At 34.1% G+C, this 17,934-nt stretch carries 15 protein-coding genes and 1 tRNA gene; 13 read left to right on the top strand and 3 right to left on the bottom strand.

Annotated elements, in window-relative coordinates:
* Window positions 1-4 precede the first annotated feature (4 nt).
* The 8 genes from H3U96_RS05180 (at window position 5) to H3U96_RS05145 (ending at window position 6,550) form a co-directional block, all read left to right on the top strand.
* A complete protein-coding gene (locus H3U96_RS05180; protein ID WP_086360730.1) occupies window positions 5-1,723 on the top strand; it encodes an NADH-quinone oxidoreductase subunit N in 1,719 nt (572 codons plus the stop codon).
* A gap of 182 nt (window positions 1,724-1,905) precedes the next feature.
* The gene (yajC, locus tag H3U96_RS05175; protein WP_065577759.1) at window positions 1,906-2,235 is read left to right on the top strand and encodes a preprotein translocase subunit YajC; all 330 of its coding nucleotides are present in this window, start codon (window positions 1,906-1,908) and stop codon (window positions 2,233-2,235) included.
* Between the two features lie 58 nt (window positions 2,236-2,293).
* Window positions 2,294-4,150: a protein translocase subunit SecD gene (gene secD / locus H3U96_RS05170; protein ID WP_081298790.1), complete on the top strand. Its 1,857-nt coding sequence runs from the start codon at window positions 2,294-2,296 to the stop codon at window positions 4,148-4,150.
* Window positions 4,151-4,165: 15 nt separating this feature from the next.
* The gene (gene secF, locus H3U96_RS05165) at window positions 4,166-5,161 is read left to right on the top strand and encodes a protein translocase subunit SecF (protein ID WP_065614568.1); all 996 of its coding nucleotides are present in this window, start codon (window positions 4,166-4,168) and stop codon (window positions 5,159-5,161) included.
* Between the two features lie 124 nt (window positions 5,162-5,285).
* Window positions 5,286-5,361 (top strand) — tRNA-Ala (locus tag H3U96_RS05160).
* Between the two features lie 84 nt (window positions 5,362-5,445).
* Window positions 5,446-5,763, top strand: a complete 318-nt coding sequence (locus H3U96_RS05155) for a chorismate mutase (RefSeq protein WP_086357525.1) — start codon at window positions 5,446-5,448, stop codon at window positions 5,761-5,763.
* Window position 5,764: 1 nt separating this feature from the next.
* A complete protein-coding gene (locus H3U96_RS05150) occupies window positions 5,765-6,277 on the top strand; it encodes a ClbS/DfsB family four-helix bundle protein (protein ID WP_198195817.1) in 513 nt (170 codons plus the stop codon).
* Window positions 6,278-6,316: 39 nt separating this feature from the next.
* The gene (locus tag H3U96_RS05145) at window positions 6,317-6,550 is read left to right on the top strand and encodes a hypothetical protein (protein ID WP_198195814.1); all 234 of its coding nucleotides are present in this window, start codon (window positions 6,317-6,319) and stop codon (window positions 6,548-6,550) included.
* 241 nt (window positions 6,551-6,791) lie between these two features.
* Here H3U96_RS05145 and cas3 read toward each other — a convergent pair whose 3' ends face one another.
* Window positions 6,792-9,494 (bottom strand): CRISPR-associated helicase Cas3', encoded by a 2,703-nt coding sequence (cas3, locus tag H3U96_RS05140; protein WP_198195812.1) that lies wholly within the window; start codon window positions 9,492-9,494, stop codon window positions 6,792-6,794.
* A gap of 486 nt (window positions 9,495-9,980) precedes the next feature.
* Here cas3 and H3U96_RS05135 point away from each other — a divergent pair, with 486 nt between their 5' ends.
* The 5 genes from H3U96_RS05135 to H3U96_RS05115 all read left to right on the top strand — a co-directional run bounded on the left by H3U96_RS05135 (window position 9,981) and on the right by H3U96_RS05115 (window position 16,682).
* Entirely contained in the window at window positions 9,981-11,861 is a 1,881-nt protein-coding gene (locus H3U96_RS05135) for an extracellular solute-binding protein (RefSeq protein WP_198195810.1), read from the top strand.
* A 1-nt stretch (window position 11,862) separates the two neighbouring features.
* A complete protein-coding gene (locus tag H3U96_RS05130; RefSeq protein ID WP_110447102.1) occupies window positions 11,863-12,951 on the top strand; it encodes a microcin C ABC transporter permease YejB in 1,089 nt (362 codons plus the stop codon).
* Complete coding sequence (locus H3U96_RS05125) at window positions 12,951-13,982, top strand: ABC transporter permease (RefSeq protein WP_065577742.1); 1,032 nt, start codon at window positions 12,951-12,953, stop codon at window positions 13,980-13,982. Before H3U96_RS05130 ends, H3U96_RS05125 begins: the two co-directional genes overlap by 1 nt.
* Window positions 13,979-15,748, top strand: a complete 1,770-nt coding sequence (yejF, locus tag H3U96_RS05120) for a microcin C ABC transporter ATP-binding protein YejF (RefSeq protein WP_198195808.1) — start codon at window positions 13,979-13,981, stop codon at window positions 15,746-15,748. The genes H3U96_RS05125 and yejF overlap by 4 nt, the downstream gene beginning before the upstream one ends.
* A 73-nt stretch (window positions 15,749-15,821) precedes the next feature.
* Window positions 15,822-16,682, top strand: a complete 861-nt coding sequence (locus H3U96_RS05115; RefSeq protein WP_086360722.1) for a hypothetical protein — start codon at window positions 15,822-15,824, stop codon at window positions 16,680-16,682.
* A 65-nt stretch (window positions 16,683-16,747) separates the two neighbouring features.
* On the opposite strand, the gene frdD is transcribed toward H3U96_RS05115, so the two are convergent.
* Window positions 16,748-17,101, bottom strand: a complete 354-nt coding sequence (gene frdD / locus H3U96_RS05110; RefSeq protein WP_198195806.1) for a fumarate reductase subunit FrdD — start codon at window positions 17,099-17,101, stop codon at window positions 16,748-16,750.
* A 14-nt stretch (window positions 17,102-17,115) separates the two neighbouring features.
* A complete protein-coding gene (locus tag H3U96_RS05105) occupies window positions 17,116-17,553 on the bottom strand; it encodes a hypothetical protein (protein ID WP_198195804.1) in 438 nt (145 codons plus the stop codon).
* Between the last annotated feature and the right edge of the window lie 381 nt (window positions 17,554-17,934).

Genomic DNA, 17,934 nt, shown 5'->3' with positions numbered 1-17,934 from the left:
ACTTATGATAGCTTTATTGCCAATATTTATATTGAGCTTTGCCATAATAGTTTTGCTCATCGCATTATTTATTTTCAAAATAGATACTAAAAAATGTGCTACTTTAACCATATCGGGATTAATTTTTGCATTAGTTTTCTCAGCAATTTTGGGGTATAAAATTTCGTTTAATACCCAAGCAATATCAGATATTAGTAGTGACAATATGCAAATATCTGTTTCTTCGCCACTAGATACTAGTGATAAAACGCCTGCAACTGAACAAACGGTAGCTATTGATGCCGTACCTACAGAACAAGAAATCACTACCTCGGAAAATGCGGAAATTACAGAGTCTGTTACAGAAAATAATGATATGGTTGGATCGTCACCTAATGTAGATGATACTCAGCAGAATGATGCTAATAACGAATGGGGAGCTCACCATGTTACTGCGTTATTTACTTGTGATGGTTATGGGTTACTTTATACCAGCTTAATTTTAATCATTTCAATTGTGGTCGCATCATTAGCTTATCGATGGTTTGTACAAGAAGAAATCAACCATGGATTATTCTATATAATTTTACTATTTATGACATTAGGCGGAATCACTTTAGTTTATGCTAGTCATTTAATGTCATTCTTTCTTGGAATTGAATTACTTTCGATTCCATTTATTGGCTTAATCGGCTATCAATACATCCAAACCCATGCGCTAGAAGCTGCGATTAAATATATGATTTTGTCTGCGATTGCTAGTTCATTTTTGTTAATGGGTATTGCTTTTTATTATGCTACGACTGGCGAGCTGACATTTAGTGGTTTAAGTTATCAATTATCAACCATGACCTATCCAAGTACATTATTATTAATTGGTATTTGTTTAATGTTAGTTGGTATTGGTTTTAAACTTTCGCTGGTACCTTTTCAACTTTGGTTACCTGACGTTTACCAAGGGGCTCCGACAGTTGTTTCATTACTACTATCAACGGTAGGTAAAGTCGCCGTGTTTTGTGCTATTGCCAGACTATTTTTATTAGCACCAATAGTAAATAATGAAACAATCCGTATTATTTTGGTTATTATGGCCTTTTGTTCAATTTTATGGGGAAATTTATTGGCATTAATGCAAAGTAGCTTAAAAAGGTTATTGGCTTATTCCTCAGTTGCCCATTTTGGCTATCTTTTACTGGCTTTAATTGCCGTGCAGTATCAGGTGCTCGCTTTAGAAACAATAGGTGTTTATTTAATTGGCTACATTTTTGCCAACATCTGTGTTTTAGGCGTGATCAGCTTAGAATCCCATTCCAATGAGTTACAGGATCATGAAAAGGAAATTGATCTTTCAGGATTATTTTGGCGTCGCCCTATTTTAGCCTTGGCAATGGGAGTTGGTTTATTATCTCTAGCAGGTGCACCACTTACAGCAGGTTTTGTAGGACGTTTTCTTTTAGTACTATTAGGTGTGACGGCTGAGTTATGGTGGTTAATTGCTGCAGTAGTGATTGGTAGTACTATAGGTTTATATTTCTACTCACGACTTATTCTTAATCTTTATATTAGGCCACCTATCAGCCATGATGATTTCTCAAGTAATAATTCTATTATTAAATTGAAATGGCAAGATATAAAAGTGAGTGAATTATTTATTGTTATCGCAGCATTATTAACCATGGTATGTGGTGTTTATCCTAAATGGTTATTTAACTTGGTTAGTATGGCACAATATTTAACGACTTAATTTTTTTGCTGGTTCATTGTTGGCGGGTACTGTATTTATTTAGTTAATTGAATAAAATTGTTAATAATAGCGATATTTGTTGTTGACTTAAAAGATATTGGCAAGAAATAGTTAATAATCGATTTATTTATTGTGTTATAATTCTGCACTTTAATATTTTTATATTCATTAAGAGGACCAATATGGACTTTTTTATTTCTAATGCATACGCAGCTGATGGTGCTCAGCCTGGTGGCGATTACATAATGCCAATTATGTTGGTGGTGTTTGGGCTATTTTTCTATTTTATGATTATGCGTCCACAACAAAAACGTGCTAAAGCACATCGTGAGTTAATGGCTTCTATTTCAAAAGGTGATGAAGTATTAACTAATGGTGGACTTATTGGTCGAGTATCAAAAGTTAATGAAAATGGTTATATTGTGTTAGAGTTAAATGATACAACTGAAGTTGTTATCAAACGTGACTTCATCACATCGGTATTACCAAAAGGAACAATGAAATCATTATAATAGATTTTGCTATTATAATTCATTGTATTAATTATCTAATCCCACAAGAGAATATGTCGTGCTAAATCGCTATCCTTTGTGGAAGTACATTATGTTGGTCGTCGTGATTTGCGTCGGCCTACTTTATGCTCTTCCAAATATTTATGGTGAAGATCCCGCTATACAAATTTCAGGTTCAAATAGTGCCGAAATTAATGTTGCTACGCAAGATAAAGTCAAACAACTTTTGGTGAAAAATCAAATTGAACCTAAATCACTAGTTTATGAAAATAAATCTATTTTAATTCGTTTAAGTGATAATGATACTCAGCTGAAAGCTAAGGAATTAATATCACAAGAATTAGGTGATGATTATACTGTTGCACTAAATCTAGCGCCTGCAACACCATCATGGTTAACAATGATTGGTGCCGAACCCATGAAATTAGGGCTTGATTTGCGTGGTGGTGTGCATTTCTTAATGGAAGTAGATATGACTACTGCGTTAAGTAAATTGACAGAACAATCGATTGAAAATTTAAAAGCAGAGTTCAATAAAAATAATCTAAATTACAAAGCATTAAATAAAAGTAGTAATCAACAAATCTTAATGCAATTCGATAATACAGAAGATCGAAACAAAGCTATTACTAAAATTAATGGATTGCAAGATTATGAATTAACTTCGCAAAGTGAAAATAGTATCGTTATTAGTGTCAGCCAACAGCGGCTACAACAAGCTAAAAGTGATGCTGTACAACAAAATACCACCATTTTGCGTAATCGTGTTAATCAATTAGGTGTTGCTGAACCAATTGTTCAACGTCAAGGTTCTGATCGTATTGTTGTTGAGTTACCTGGTATTCAAGATACTGCATTAGCTAAACGAATTTTAGGTGCAACTGCAACCCTCGAGTTTAGACAAGTAAATGAAGATGGTTCAACTGACTTAGAAGCTATTTTAAAAGGTGAAATGCGTGTTCCATATGGTTCTGAAATAAAATATATGGAAAATGGTCGTCCGGTCTTACTTTATAAACGTGTAGTATTAACAGGTGATCATATTACCGATTCTTCATTTAGAGTAAATGAATATAGCCAGCCTGAAGTTTCTATTAACTTAGATAGTGCTGGCGGCAAAACTATGCTTGATTTCACGCAGAAACATCTGAAAAAAGCAATGGCAACATTATTTGTTGAATATAAAGATACAGGAAAACGTGATGAAAATGATAAACCTATTCTTGAAAAACAAGAGAGAGTTATCAATGTAGCAACGATCCAAGGTATTTTTAGTGACCGGTTCCAAGTAACTGGGATTAGTAGTGTTGATGAAGCTAGAAATTTATCACTACTATTAAGAGCAGGTGCATTGATTGCGCCGATCCAAATAATTGAAGAACGTACCGTTGGTCCGTCAATGGGGCAAGAAAATATTACTCAAGGTTTAGAATCTTGTGTATGGGGATTATTAATTTCGGTAATCTTTATGTTAGTGGTATATCGTTTATTTGGTGTATTCGCTAGCCTTGCATTAGTTGCAAACTTAATTCTTATTGTTGGTGCAATGTCTTTATTACCAGGGGCAACATTAAGTATGCCAGGTATTGCCGGTATCGTACTAACTGTAGGTATGGCGGTTGATGCGAATGTTTTAATTAATGAGCGTATAAAAGAAGAGCTCAGTAATGGTCGAGGTGTCCAACATGCAATTAACGAAGGTTATGCTGGCGCTTGGAGTAGTATTTTTGATGCCAATATTACCACATTAATAACTGCGATTATTCTTTATGCAGTAGGTACAGGTTCTATCAAAGGCTTTGCCATTACATTAGGTATCGGTATTGTAACATCGATGTTTACCTCGATCGTAGGGACTCGAGCTCTGGCCAATCTTATTTATGGTGGTCGTCGCGTCAATAAGTTATCAATTTAGAGGTTTATTGTGACTATTAATAAAAAAGAAAATCATGATGTTAGAGAATTAAATCATGGCCGAAGAGTACTCGACTTTTTAAAATTTGGCTTCATTGCTTTTGTTATCTCAATGTTATTGGTTGTTGCTTCATTTGTGGTTATTCTTGTTAAAGGGTTCAATCTGGGACAGGATTTTACCGGTGGTACCACAGTTGAACTGACAGTAACTAAAGCCGTAAATCTTGATGACTTACGTAATAGTTTACGTGATGCCGGTTATCATGAGCCAGTCGTTCAGTATTATGGCAGCAGTAAAGATATTATTATCCGATTAGCAACCGCTAATCAAAATGAGGGTAGTGTATCATCTGCAATTGATAATGCATTAGGTACTAAAATCTCTAATTTAGTACATAAAGATATTGATAGTAATGCTGAAATTAAGCGAGTTGAATTCGTTGGTCCTACGGTTGGTACTGAATTAGCACAGGATGGTATTTTGGCGATCTGTGCAGCATTAATTTGTATCTTAATCTATATTGCATTTCGATTTGAATGGCGATTTGGTACTGGTGCTGTTGTAGCATTAGCGCATGACGTAGTCATTACCGCTGGCTATTTATCACTCTTTGATCGTGAATTAGATTTAACCATTATTGCAGCAATGTTATCTATAATTGGTTATTCACTTAATGATACTATCGTTGTATTCGATCGAATTCGTGAGAATTTTAGAAAAATACGACGTGCGTCGCCATATGATGTTATCAACATCTCATTAACTCAAACATTACATCGAACCTTAATGACATCTGGCACAACGTTAGCCGTTGTTATTATCTTATATATTTTCGGTGGTTCAATGTTAAAAGGCTTCTCTGAAACATTAGGGGTCGGTATTGTGTTAGGTACAATTTCATCAATTTATGTAGCAGCATATATGTCGCTTAAATTAGGTGTGAAACGTGAACACTTTATGCCACCAAAAGTTGAAGCAGAAGGCGCGGATCAAAACGCAATTTTACGTTAATCATTCAAGCTCTGTCATAGCCTGACAGAGCTTTGCTAGATTGTTTTTTGAGCAAATAATATTAATTTATTTGACACCCTTTAACTAGTTGCATATTATTAGCCACAGTTTTTTTATCCCTTTAGGGGCCATAGCTCAGCTGGGAGAGCGCAACGCTGGCAGCGTTGAGGTCAGGGGTTCGATCCCCCTTGGCTCCACCAATTCTAAATTCTGCAATTCAAATCCTTTTAGAAATATTTATACAGTGCTAAGATAGCAAAACTAGCAATTATTAGTCGTTAAATATGATTCAATACAATCCAAATATCTTAGCAAATGAATGTCGTGATATGAATGATATTCGAGCAGAAATTGACAATATAGATCATCTGGTAATTCAATTACTCGCAACTCGTTTTGACTATGTTAAAACAGCAAGCCAATTCAAAAAAAATGCTACCGATGTGCAAGCTAAAGAACGTTTTAATAGCATGCTTGAGCAACGTAAACTTTGGGCTGATGAGTTAGGTCTCAATGGCGATGTAATTAAAGAATTGTATGCTAACTTAGTTAGATATTTTATTGATGAAGAATTAAAGTATTTTAATAATAATGGTAAATAAAATGAATTACGCCAATAAACAACAACTATTAGATGAAATTAACAAAACAGCTAAACTATTTATTGATGAATTCAGTGAATTAAGCGAAGCCGAAAAAGATAAACTAATTGAAGGTGTTGATCGAACGCCAGCACAAATGATTGCTTATCAACTTGGATGGTTAGATCTTGTTAAATCTTGGGATGATGCTGAACTTGCTGGGCAAACCCCTGTATTGCCAGCGGAAGGATATAAATGGAATCAGTTAGGTGAATTATACCAACATTTTTATAAAATATATCAAGATTATTCATTACAAGAACAGATCCAATTATTTAAGCAGAAACTGACTACTTGGAATAGTTGGATTGAGTCATTAGATGATGATACGCTTTTTACTAAAGATGCTCGTAATTGGACAAAACCTTATCCTTCAGCATGGCCTGTGGCACGATTTATCCACATTAATTCAGTTGCACCATTTAAATCCTTTAGAACTAAAATCAGGAAATGGAAAAAACTAAATTCACATTAGTAACATCATAACAATTTTTTAAAATAGATAGGAAAATATATGGCTTTTTCAGAATTAGAAAAGGAACAACTACTAGAACTTAAATACGTTGGCGATAAAATTATTGAAAGACTTGAAGAGATGCAACTTGATTCTTTTGATAAATTACGCAATGCCTCGTTAGATGAAATTCTTAACAAAGGTGCATTATTAACTGGCTCAACTTGTTGGAAAAATAGCCATCAAGCTAAAACAGCCATCCAAAATATTTTGGCTTTGGTTAATCAAAGCTAATTAATATTTGATTCTAACTAATTACTCAATCTATGATTATCCCTATGTATATAGGGAACACGAAGGTGACGCTATTCGCGATATTTGGGGGCACGGTTTATCCCTATGTGTATAGGGAACACCCTAATTATAACCATTTGTTTTATAATTGAAATATAAGGGATTAATTTTTTACCGATTTTTTCTGTATGAAATTCACTCAACTTATTGCAAGTTAAAATTATTAATATTTAACTTTAAATTAATTTAGATAAAAGCCTAATTCCTTAGAATAAAAAGAAGACTCTTTTTCAATAAGAACAATAATGGCATTTGGTCTATGTATTTGTTGTCTCAATTTTTCTAGATGCTGTTGGTCAAGTTGTGGGACGGTATTTTTAACTCTAGCCCATTTAGATGCACTAATTGTAAAATGACTTTGTTCCCATGCGTATTCGTTACCACTACAGTAAGGAATAACTTTTCCATCTTGTTGATATGCTAAATAAAGATCAATATTATCTTTTGATAAACGGGTTGAAACTTCAATTTCCCTATCCCATTCACCATTGAACTGTTCACGGCTATAGCATTTATTAAAATTCAATATAATACTTTTAGCTTGTGAACTTTGTCCTAATTGTTCTCCTAATGCTTTATAAAAAGCCTCTTGTAAACCTTTTGGTGGTTCAAGATCATGGCGATAAACCGCTTCTATAAGTAGTCTCGCCGCTTCAGGCATTGTTATAACACCTCTTTCACGTAAAACCCGTTGGGTAAACCATAAATAGGCATGATTAGCGTAAACATATTTAGTATTGCGAAATTCTGGATTATCTAGCCAATCTTCGCTTGGATCATCCTGCCATGTTGGCGCAAATACGGTCAATATAGGTGGATTTCGCTCATCACGTGGTTGATTCTGGTGAGTGGCTGATTTGATATTTCCGTGTTTATCTCGCACATGTCGTTGTAAACGCCCTGCACGTTGAATCAATAGATCAATAGGTGCAATGTCACTAATCATTTCGTCAAAATCAAGATCTAATGATTGCTCAATGACTTGAGTCGCAATTATGATTTTTGCCGAGCGAATGGTGTTATTTGAAGTTTTTCCCGCCCATTCGATAGTTTTTTGCTCGATAGCCAAACGATCACAATAAGCAAAACGACTATGAAATAGCAAAATTTGCTTAGTATCAAGATGTAAATTTTGTTGTATTTGTTGATATAAACTAATGGCATCAGCCACACTATTTTTTATCCAACAAATAATTTTTCCTTGCTCAATTGTACTCTTTATTTTTTCGATACCGGAATTGATATTATCAATCCAGTCAATCTTAACTTGTCGCTTTACTTCATCTCTTGTTTCTATTGCTTGTTCGACTAAGCTTTTTTGATTTAGTTGAGTAAATAAAGGAAAAGGTAAATCTGTATTAACTGTTAAAGATGATGGTGTTGATGTTAATCCACTATAGAAGGCGTTAAGCAATTTTTCGCGCAGAAAAAATGGTAAAGTCGCAGTAAGAATAATTGCACTGCCACCTTGCGATGCATGATTATGCAATAATGATTCTAATAGTTTTACCATATAACTATCATAAGCATGAACTTCATCTAAAATAAGTAATTTATGACGCAACCCTAATAATCGCAAAGATTGATGTTTAAATGGCATCACAGCCATCAAAGCTTGATCCAACGTACCAACCCCAACTTCCGCCAGTAATGACTTTTTACGAGTATCGACAAACCATTCATTGCACTCGCTACTGGCTGAATTATCATTGTTGAGATATTTTTGCTGACTAATATTATCTAAATTAATTATTGTTTGAGTAAAAGTCGGATTCATGTAACTTGCACCATGAGCCAAAACCAGTGATGGATGGCTGTCGGCTTGATACAATTGGCCGTAGACCTCTGCCGTTCGTTGATAGATACCATTAGCGGTTGCTTGAGTAGGCATACCGATGTAAATACCGTGTGCTTTCCCGGCAGCCATTAATCGATGTGCCAAAATCATGGATGCTTCGGTTTTACCGGCACCTGTGACATCCTCCATAATAAATAATTCAGGTCCAATATTGGTTAATTGGCAGGATAGTGCTTGTTGTTGTAGTGGTGTCGGTTTTTCTATAAATGGAAACAGGTTCTTAATACCATTAAAAGGAGTAATGGAGGCCCTTTTAGGTAAAGTTGCTACGGCTTTTTCAGCATTAGCGAGTGCATAGTTTGCCCAATACTCTGATAACTCCATTGATTTTGAACAAAAAGGGAAAAATTGCTCATTGGAACCTAACCAATCGCTAATAACGGTTATGGCTGCGATTAACCAGCTCAATTTGCCGAGAATTTTGCGAAATTTTTTATCAAAAAAACTAGTGTGGTAGCCAGCTAACCGATTATCTACGATAAACAACTTATTAATTGCTTTAATATAATCTAAAGATGCTTGTTTATCTTGTGAATTAAATGCTAAGTTGCCTTTGGCATCTAAGATTGGCGGCTTGCCATGGTGGCCGGTCATGATTAATAACCAGATATTATATATTTGGTCAATATTATAATTGTAATGTTCTAATTGGATTTCTGATTCTTGCATTAAATAATTCTTCCATAACCAGTGTCCAAGAGAATCATGTCGAGTTAAATAACTTTTGGCAGGATCTGGGGCGACGAGATGGGGATTATTGTGTTTGAATAATTGCTGAAATCCATTAGCGAATTTGCCAATATCATGCCAAGCTAGAAAATAGGCGAACCAAAGGGCTGCTGTTTCAGTGTCATCTGATGAAAAACCAATCTGTTCAAATAGCTCTGCAGAATTAAAATAATCGTTTTTTACTATATGATATCCACAAGCTGCAACATCTAAATTGTGGTAGGCTAAAAGGTGATAATTATCTGACTGATCGCCTTGTTGGCATTTTCCCCAATATTTGTAGAATGATTCAAGCATTAAAACGGATATCCTTATTTTAGATGATTAACTGGTTGGAGTATTTAGCTGAGTATCATTAATGATTCTAAAATAATAAAATAATATCGATTAAATTGCTAAATTTTTATACTAAAAAACCCCGTTCCTCAAAATTTTTTTATTATGAATCATGACGATTTATTCTTATCTAGTTAAAAATTTATTTTCTATAAAAGAATAAATCTTAAACAAATATTGATAACAATTAATGTTATAATCGCTGTTCATTATTAAGTTTATTAATAAGGTTTTGCTCATTCGCTGGAAGTTTGGCAAAATAGTTAACTTACTATGTTATTAAGCGTATTCTAAATTGTTTGAAATTTTTAAGACTCAATAGGGTAAAATCTTATTTTGATAAATTGTTGATAAAACAGGAACTAAATTAGGATGATTAGTCAAAGAAAAAAAAATATCAAAAAGTTATTCATCTCAAGCTGTTTTAGTGGATTATTATTTTGTTCAATGACTATCTATGCCGAAGAAGAACCAAATGTCACTTTGCTGTCAGATACACCGCTACAAGCTAACCCATCAACTGAGACCATTGAATCCCAGCCGATTGACAGCATAGAACCGAATCAACCAACCGAGCATATTTACCATAAAACCATTTTTTCGTTATTGGGTGATCCGAAATATCCTGAAAATTTTGACCATCTAGAATATGTGAATCCCAATGCCCCTAAAGGTGGGATTATCAAACTACATGAAATAGGTACCTTTGATAATTTTAACCGTTTTGCTAGTCGTGGCGCACCTGAACATCATTCTGGTTCGCTATATGATTCTCTTTTTACCTCAACAGCCGATGATATTTCCAGCTTTTATCCACTGATAGCAACTTCAATAACTTATTCTGATAGTTATCGTTGGGCAGAAGTCTCGATTAATCCTAATGCACGTTTTCAGGATGGTAAACCAATAACCGCATATGATGTGGAATTTACTTTTCATAAATTTATGACCGAAGGTGTTTCACAATATCGAGTTTATAACAAAGGTATAAATGTTAAAGCGATAGATGATTATCGGGTTAGGGTGGAATTACCTGAAACCGATCGTGAAAAATTACTTTCTTTTGTTGGTAGTATGCGTGTTATTCCTAAACATTTTTGGCAAGATCATAATTTTTCTGAGCCGTTAAGTACTCCTCCTGTTGGCAGTGGCCCTTATTATATTAGTGATTATAAAATGGGGCAGTATGTAGTTTATAAGCGTAATCCTGACTATTGGGCAAAAGATTTACCTGTTAATAAAGGTTTAGATAATTTTGATGAAAAACGTATCGATTATTATATGGATACGAGTATAGCTTTAGAGGCGTTTAAAGCTGGAGAATACGATTTCCGAGGTGAAGGACAACCGAAAAACTGGTTTACTCAATATCAAGGAAAATACTTTGATTCAAAAGATATCATAAAGCAAGAAAAAAACGTCGAAACCGCTGTAGATACTAAATGGTTAGCATTTAATTTGCAGAAAGATCTTTTTAGAGATGTTAGAGTTCGCCAAGCAATAACCTTAGCTTTTGATTTTGAATGGCTTAATCACGCCTTTTATTATGATAGTTATAAAAGACCGTTTAGCTTTTTTGAAAATACCATTTATGCTGCAAAAGGTAAACCTAGTGAACAAGAACTTAAATGGTTAACACCATATAAAGATATTATTCCCGAGCAAACCATTGATGAAGCCTACACTATTGCGAAAAGTGATGGACAAGGTTTTAACCGCAATAACTTATTAACTGCAGCTAAATTGTTAGAAGAAGCGGGTTGGATCATTAAAGATGGTAAGTTAATTAATGCTAAAACTGAGCAACCTTTTGCGTTTGAATTGTTGACTTATCTAGGTGATGACATTAAATATGCGATTCCATTTCAGCAAAATTTAGCTCGTTTAGGTATTACAATGAAAATAACTTCATTAGATTATGCCCAATTGACGCGCAGAATGCGTGAGCGTGATTATGACATGATGCCACGTAATTATAGTGCAATAGATTATCCATCCTCAGATTTAATGATTTTTTGGGGGAGTGAATATTTAAATTCTTCTTATAATGGTTCAGGATTACATAATCAGGCAATTGATTCGATTATTGCTGAAATAATCAAAAATGTAGGTAATCAAAGAGAGTTAATTTCACTAGGAAGAGCGCTCGATCGTATTTTAACTCAAGAATATCCGATGATTCCAATGTGGTATAACAGCAAAACTTATTATGCATATTGGAACAAATTTGGGCAACCAGCCATACAGCCAACTTATGCAATAGGTATTGATAGCTGGTGGTATGATGCTAACAAAGCAGCTAGTTTGACAAAGAATAGAGTACGCTAATATGTTGAATTATTTTATCCGTCGATTATTGCTAATTATACCAACCTTATTAATCATTTTGACTATCAACTTTTTTATTGTGCAAATTGCACCAGGTGGCCCCGTCGATCAAGCTTTAGCTATGATAGAGAATGGTCCCCAAGCAGGGCAAGTGTTGCTGCCTGGCAGTGAAAATAGCCCTGCTAAGCTGACCGAACCAAAAAATGAATCAAATTATCGTGGTGCTCGCGGTTTAGATCCAGAAATTGTGGCAATGATTGAAAAACAGTATGGATTTGATAAACCGCTTTGGGAACGCTATATCAATACGTTAAAGCAATATATCCAGTTTGATTTTGGTAACAGTTTTTTTAAAAGTGAATCAGTATTAAGTTTAATTGCCAAAAGTTTACCTGTTTCTATTTCATTGGGATTATGGAGTACATTAATCATTTATTTAATCTCAATCCCATTAGGAATTCGTAAAGCGGTTAAAGATGGTTCAAGATTTGATTTTTGGTCAAGTACGTTAATTATCATTGGTTATGCAATACCCGCTTTTTTATTAGCCGTATTATTAATTGTTTTGTTCGCAGGTGGCAGTTATTGGGATATTTTCCCGCTACGCGGATTGATTTCTAATAATTTTGAACAATTAGATTTTTGGGGCAAAGTAAAAGATTATGCGTGGCATATTTGCTTACCGACTATTGCTATGGTAGTAAGTGGTTTTGCCACACTAACCATGTTAACCAAAAACTCATTCTTAGATGAGATTCGTAAACAATATGTTGTTACTGCCAGAGCGAAAGGGTTAAGTGAAAGGCAAATTCTGTATAAGCATGTTTTTCGTAATGCAACCTTGCTTATTGTATCGGGTTTTCCTGCGGCATTTGTTGGCATTTTATTTACCGGTTCCGTATTGATTGAAGCTATTTTTTCGCTTAATGGATTGGGTCTTCTCGGTTATGAAGCAATTATTCAGCGCGATTACCCGGTTATTTTTGGTTCATTGTATATATTTACATTGATTGGGCTTATTACCAAACTCTTATCAGATTTATCTTATATGATAATCGATCCACGTATTGACTTTGAGGCTCGCAACTGATGACTACGCACTATTCAATTAATCAGCTACGTTGGCAACGATTTAAACGCAATCGACGTGGGTATTATTCATTATGGTTATTTTCAATATTATTTATAATCAGCCTATTTTCTGATTTTATATTTAATGATCGACCAATATTTATCAAGTATCAAAATAACTATTATTCGCCAATATTCCATTTTTATCCGGAAACTGAATTTGGTGGACAATTTCAAACACAAACTAATTATTTAGATCCAGCGGTACAAAATAAGATTGAGTCTGATGGTTGGATACTTTGGCCTCCATTTCGTTATACTCATAATACTGTGATTCATGACACAACCAGCACGTTTCCTACACCACCATCAAAAAACCATCTGCTTGGCACCACCGATGCTGGATTTGATGTTTTAGCAAACATTGCCTATGGTTTTAGAGTTTCAATGTTTTTTGCCCTGTTTCTTACCTTTTTTACCTCCATTATCGGCGTGCTAATTGGCGCGATTCAAGGTTATTATGGTGGAAAAGTTGATCTATTAGGACAACGATTTATTGAGATTTGGAGTGGTTTACCTGAACTATTTGTGATAATTCTGCTTGCCAGTATCTTACCGCTTAATTTTTGGTGGTTATTAGGTATTACGGTGTTATTTGGCTGGATGGCATTGGTCGGTGTTGTTCGAGCAGAATTCTTCCGAACCCGTAACTTCGATTATATTCGAGCCGCTAAGGCTATGGGAGTAAGCGATAGTAAAATTATGTTACGACATATGCTACCAAATGCGATGGTGGCAACATTAACATTTTTACCATTTATTCTTTGTGGTTCAATTTCAACACTAACGGCACTTGATTTTCTTGGCTTTGGTTTACCAATTGATTCACCATCTTTAGGGCGATTATTACTCCAAGGCAAAAATAATTTGCAAGCGCCTTGGTTAGGAATTAGTTCTTTTTTAGTTATTTCCATCTTATTGTCACTGTTAATATTTATTGGTGAAGCAATTAGAGATGCATTCGATCCAAACAAAGGAGTATATAAATGAGTTCTCCTTTATTATCTATCATTGATTTAAGTATTGCCTTTAAAACTGGCCAGCATTCACAAAATCAAGTTGTTGACGCTATTAGTTTTGATATTAATGAACAAGAAACAGTGGCATTAGTCGGTGAGTCAGGCTCTGGTAAAAGTGTAACAGCACTGTCAATATTAAGACTGTTATCAAAAGAGCGAGTGATTTATCCTTCAGGAGATATTATTTTCGAAGATAAATCATTATTACATGCCTCGGAAAAAGAATTGCGTAAAATTCGCGGTAATGAAATTAGTATGATATTTCAAGAGCCAATGGTATCACTTAATCCATTGCATACCGTTGAAAAACAACTTTATGAAGTCTTATCTTTACATCGGGGTATGCGACGTAATGTGGCTCGAGGTGAAATCTTACAATATCTCGATCGGGTTGGCATTAAAGATCCTAAAAGCAAACTGGCTTCTTATCCTCATCAGTTATCTGGCGGTGAGAGGCAACGTGTAATGATTGCCATGGCCATTTTAACTCATCCAAAATTATTAATTGCTGATGAACCAACTACTGCTTTAGATGTTTCTGTTCAGGGACAGATTATTGAATTACTCAAAGAGCTCAAAAAAGACCTTAATATGAGCATGTTATTTATTTCACATAATTTGGGCATAGTAAAAAAATTGGCAGATAAAGTAGCGGTAATGCGAGATGGCCAACTTGTTGAATTCAATAATAAACAACGTATCTTTTTGCGTCCACAGCATGAATATACTCAAACATTATTAAATTCTCAGCCTAGTGGTGAACCGGTTCCTTTACCTGATACTCCCGGTATATTGCTGAATGTGAATCATCTTGATGTTGAGGTCGTTACTCAAAAACGATTATTTAGCAGCAAAAAGAAAAAAATTGTTGATAATATTGGTTTTGCGGTACATCAAGGTGAGACAGTTGGTATTGTTGGGGAGTCAGGCTCAGGTAAAAGTACCACCGCACTGGCTATTTTACGTTTAATCAAATCAAAAGGTGATATCCTATTTGATAGCCATCCTATCCAGAATTTATCTGGTAAGAAGTTATTACCATTCCGTAGCCGAATTCAGGTTGTATTTCAAGATCCCTTTTCATCACTTAATCCGCGCTTTAATGTTGAGCAAATTATCAGTGAAGGTCTAATGACACATAAAAAATTGACTAAAGCTGAGCGAGAACAAGCGGTAATTGATATTATGCTAGAGGTTGGTTTGGACCCTGAAATGCGTTTTCGTTATCCAAATGAGTTTTCTGGTGGACAACGGCAAAGAATAGCGATTGCTAGAGCTTTAATATTGCAACCGGAACTATTAATTTTAGATGAGCCAACGTCATCTTTAGATCATACAATTCAAAAGCAGATAATTAATTTACTTAAATCATTGCAAGAGAAACATCATCTTAGCTATCTGTTTATTAGCCATGATCTTGCCTTAGTCTATTCAATATGTCATCAGATTGTGGTTATGAAAGACGGTAAAATTGTTGAACAAGGGTCACGAGAAAAAGTGTTTTATACGCCGGAATCTGAGTACACCAAAGTTTTACTATCATTTTTAGATAAACCACCGAGAAAAGCGACTAAAACGTTAATTCATGCGGATATTATCGAAAAAACTCAAAAAGCAGAATCACCTGAAAATGTAGAAAAAGATGAACAGTCTGATGAAAAACAACAAGCTCAGCAAGAGCATAAACAAGAACAAAAGGTTAATTGGGAAGACGCATTATTAATGCGAAAAAAATAAATGTACAACTTTGTGGTTTAGCTATAAGCCACTATTAAATATTTAGTTTAGTAAACGAGTTAACAGGTTCATTATGCAAAAAAATATATTCCGTTTTTTAACCGCTTCATGTTTATCATTTATCTCAATAAATGCAATGGCATTGACGTGTTCAGATAATCCCGAACAAAATAAAGTTGAGGCAAATAACTATATTTTTAAAATATTAGACTTTATTGATTCAACAGCTAAAGGGATTAAGCAAGAAGTGAGAACTTCAACCATTACATCAGATACTGGTACGATACGTTCAATTGTCAAACATAGTTTAAATTATGATCCAAATGGTTTGATTACAGAAAGTCATTACGATCTTTATTCCGGTGACAATGAAAAACTCTATTCTGAACATCTACAAAAAAATGAATCTGGTTGGCAAAATGTGATTGAAGATATAGAGGATAAAACAAGTAGCACTACTCAGTTCAAAATCGATACACAAGGTCGAGTTATTGCTTCTGAACAGATAAAACAAGCGCCCGATTTTACCTTTATTGAGAATGATAGTTATCAATTTGATAATAACAATTGTTTAATTAATAAAAATGTGCAATGGCAGCTAAAAGAGTTGGATGCTAATGGTCAGGTAGTAGGAACAGAGCAAAAAGGTGCTTCGATTTATGCATTTGGTTATCAAAATCGCCATTTAGCAAAAGTATCGGCGCAATATAGTAATAAAACTAAAAATGAAAGCGATTTTTCTTACCAATATGATGATAAAAATCGATTAAATGCAATCCAATCGACTTATTCAATAGTTGGAAAAAATACAACTCATTACATGACTGAATTTTTAACTTTTAATGAGAAAAATGATTGGCTGAGTGCAACACAATCAAAACAAAATAGAAAAAACAAACAAACTAATATCGTTCGGCAGATTACTTATTATTAATCAATTAAACATGGCGTTATCACAAGTGAACTCGATAACGCCAATGAATAAACATCACTCTAGTTTTATCTTACAAATAAAATATAAATCGCATGAGCTGTCCATGCTAACGCTAAACCATACGTAAGTAGCTTTTCTCGCTTTGGATAGATATTAAATTGATGTAACAAAGTTAGAATCTGTTGCAATCCATACCAAATTGGTAGCGAAATCATTAAGCACAAAAATAATTTACCTAATTCAGTATTGGCTAACTTTAAAATATATGAACGCGTTATTGCGTCACCAAAAGGAATGATAAACGCAACAATGATTAATACCACTGGTGCGAAAATAGCTGCCCAAAGCCCACCTAAAGCAAATAATCCTTTGGCCACTTTTGAGTCAGACTGTATTGGTTGAGTTTGTTGATTTTTCATTGATCAAATACCACTTATTTAATTATCAATAATAGTAAGCAATATGAAAGTAAAATGGTTAGACCCCATAAGCCAATAATAAGTAAATATCCTTGTTTCTTTTTATGAATATTTTGCTTAAAAATAATCTTTGGCATTAACCTAAACCAGTTTATTGAATGAAATAAAGCGAGTGATAATGCAATACAGTTTAGCACTACAACAACTGGGCTTTGTAAGAAAAAGATAAAACGATAAAACTCATCTTGTCCCATTCTATTTGTATACATACAGATAACACCATACATCAACACCAAACTAACCCAAATCATGGAAAAAGGCGTTAATTTATCAATGATTGACAGAAATAACGGCTGTTTTGTCTGTAACGATGTGATCTTGGACTGTGTACCAGTATTGTTATTATTTAAATCATTATTTGCTGGATAATTATCATTATTCTTCTTAATCATAACTTTCTCAATGTGAGTAACATTATTATGTAATTAACGTTTCTAGGGCTGAATGTTTAATGTTGTATTATAAACATTAAGTGATTCAAATCGTCAAATTAAAGTCCTGCATAATATCGGTTTTTAAGGTAATAACACTAGGCAGAAAGTGCGTTGACTTAACAGCAATAACATTGCAATAGTGATGACTCAAATAAGTAGAGAGAGTAGATAAAAAACAAAAAAATTTAAAAAAGCAACTCAGCTCACATTTTTGAAGAGAGAACTTTGTTAAATTAACTATAATTTTCTATCCATCCGACTTTGGAATAAAAATCCCCACGAGAGTGGGGAACTGAGTTTAATTATTACTTGCTATAGGTTTATCCCTATTAAAATAAG

Origin of the sequence: Gilliamella sp. M0364 (assembly GCF_016100565.1) — a bacterium.
Classification (GTDB): Bacteria; Pseudomonadota; Gammaproteobacteria; order Enterobacterales; family Orbaceae; genus Gilliamella; species Gilliamella apis.
Note: the sequence above shows the minus strand (reverse complement) of the source record. Positions and strands in the feature narration are given on the sequence as shown.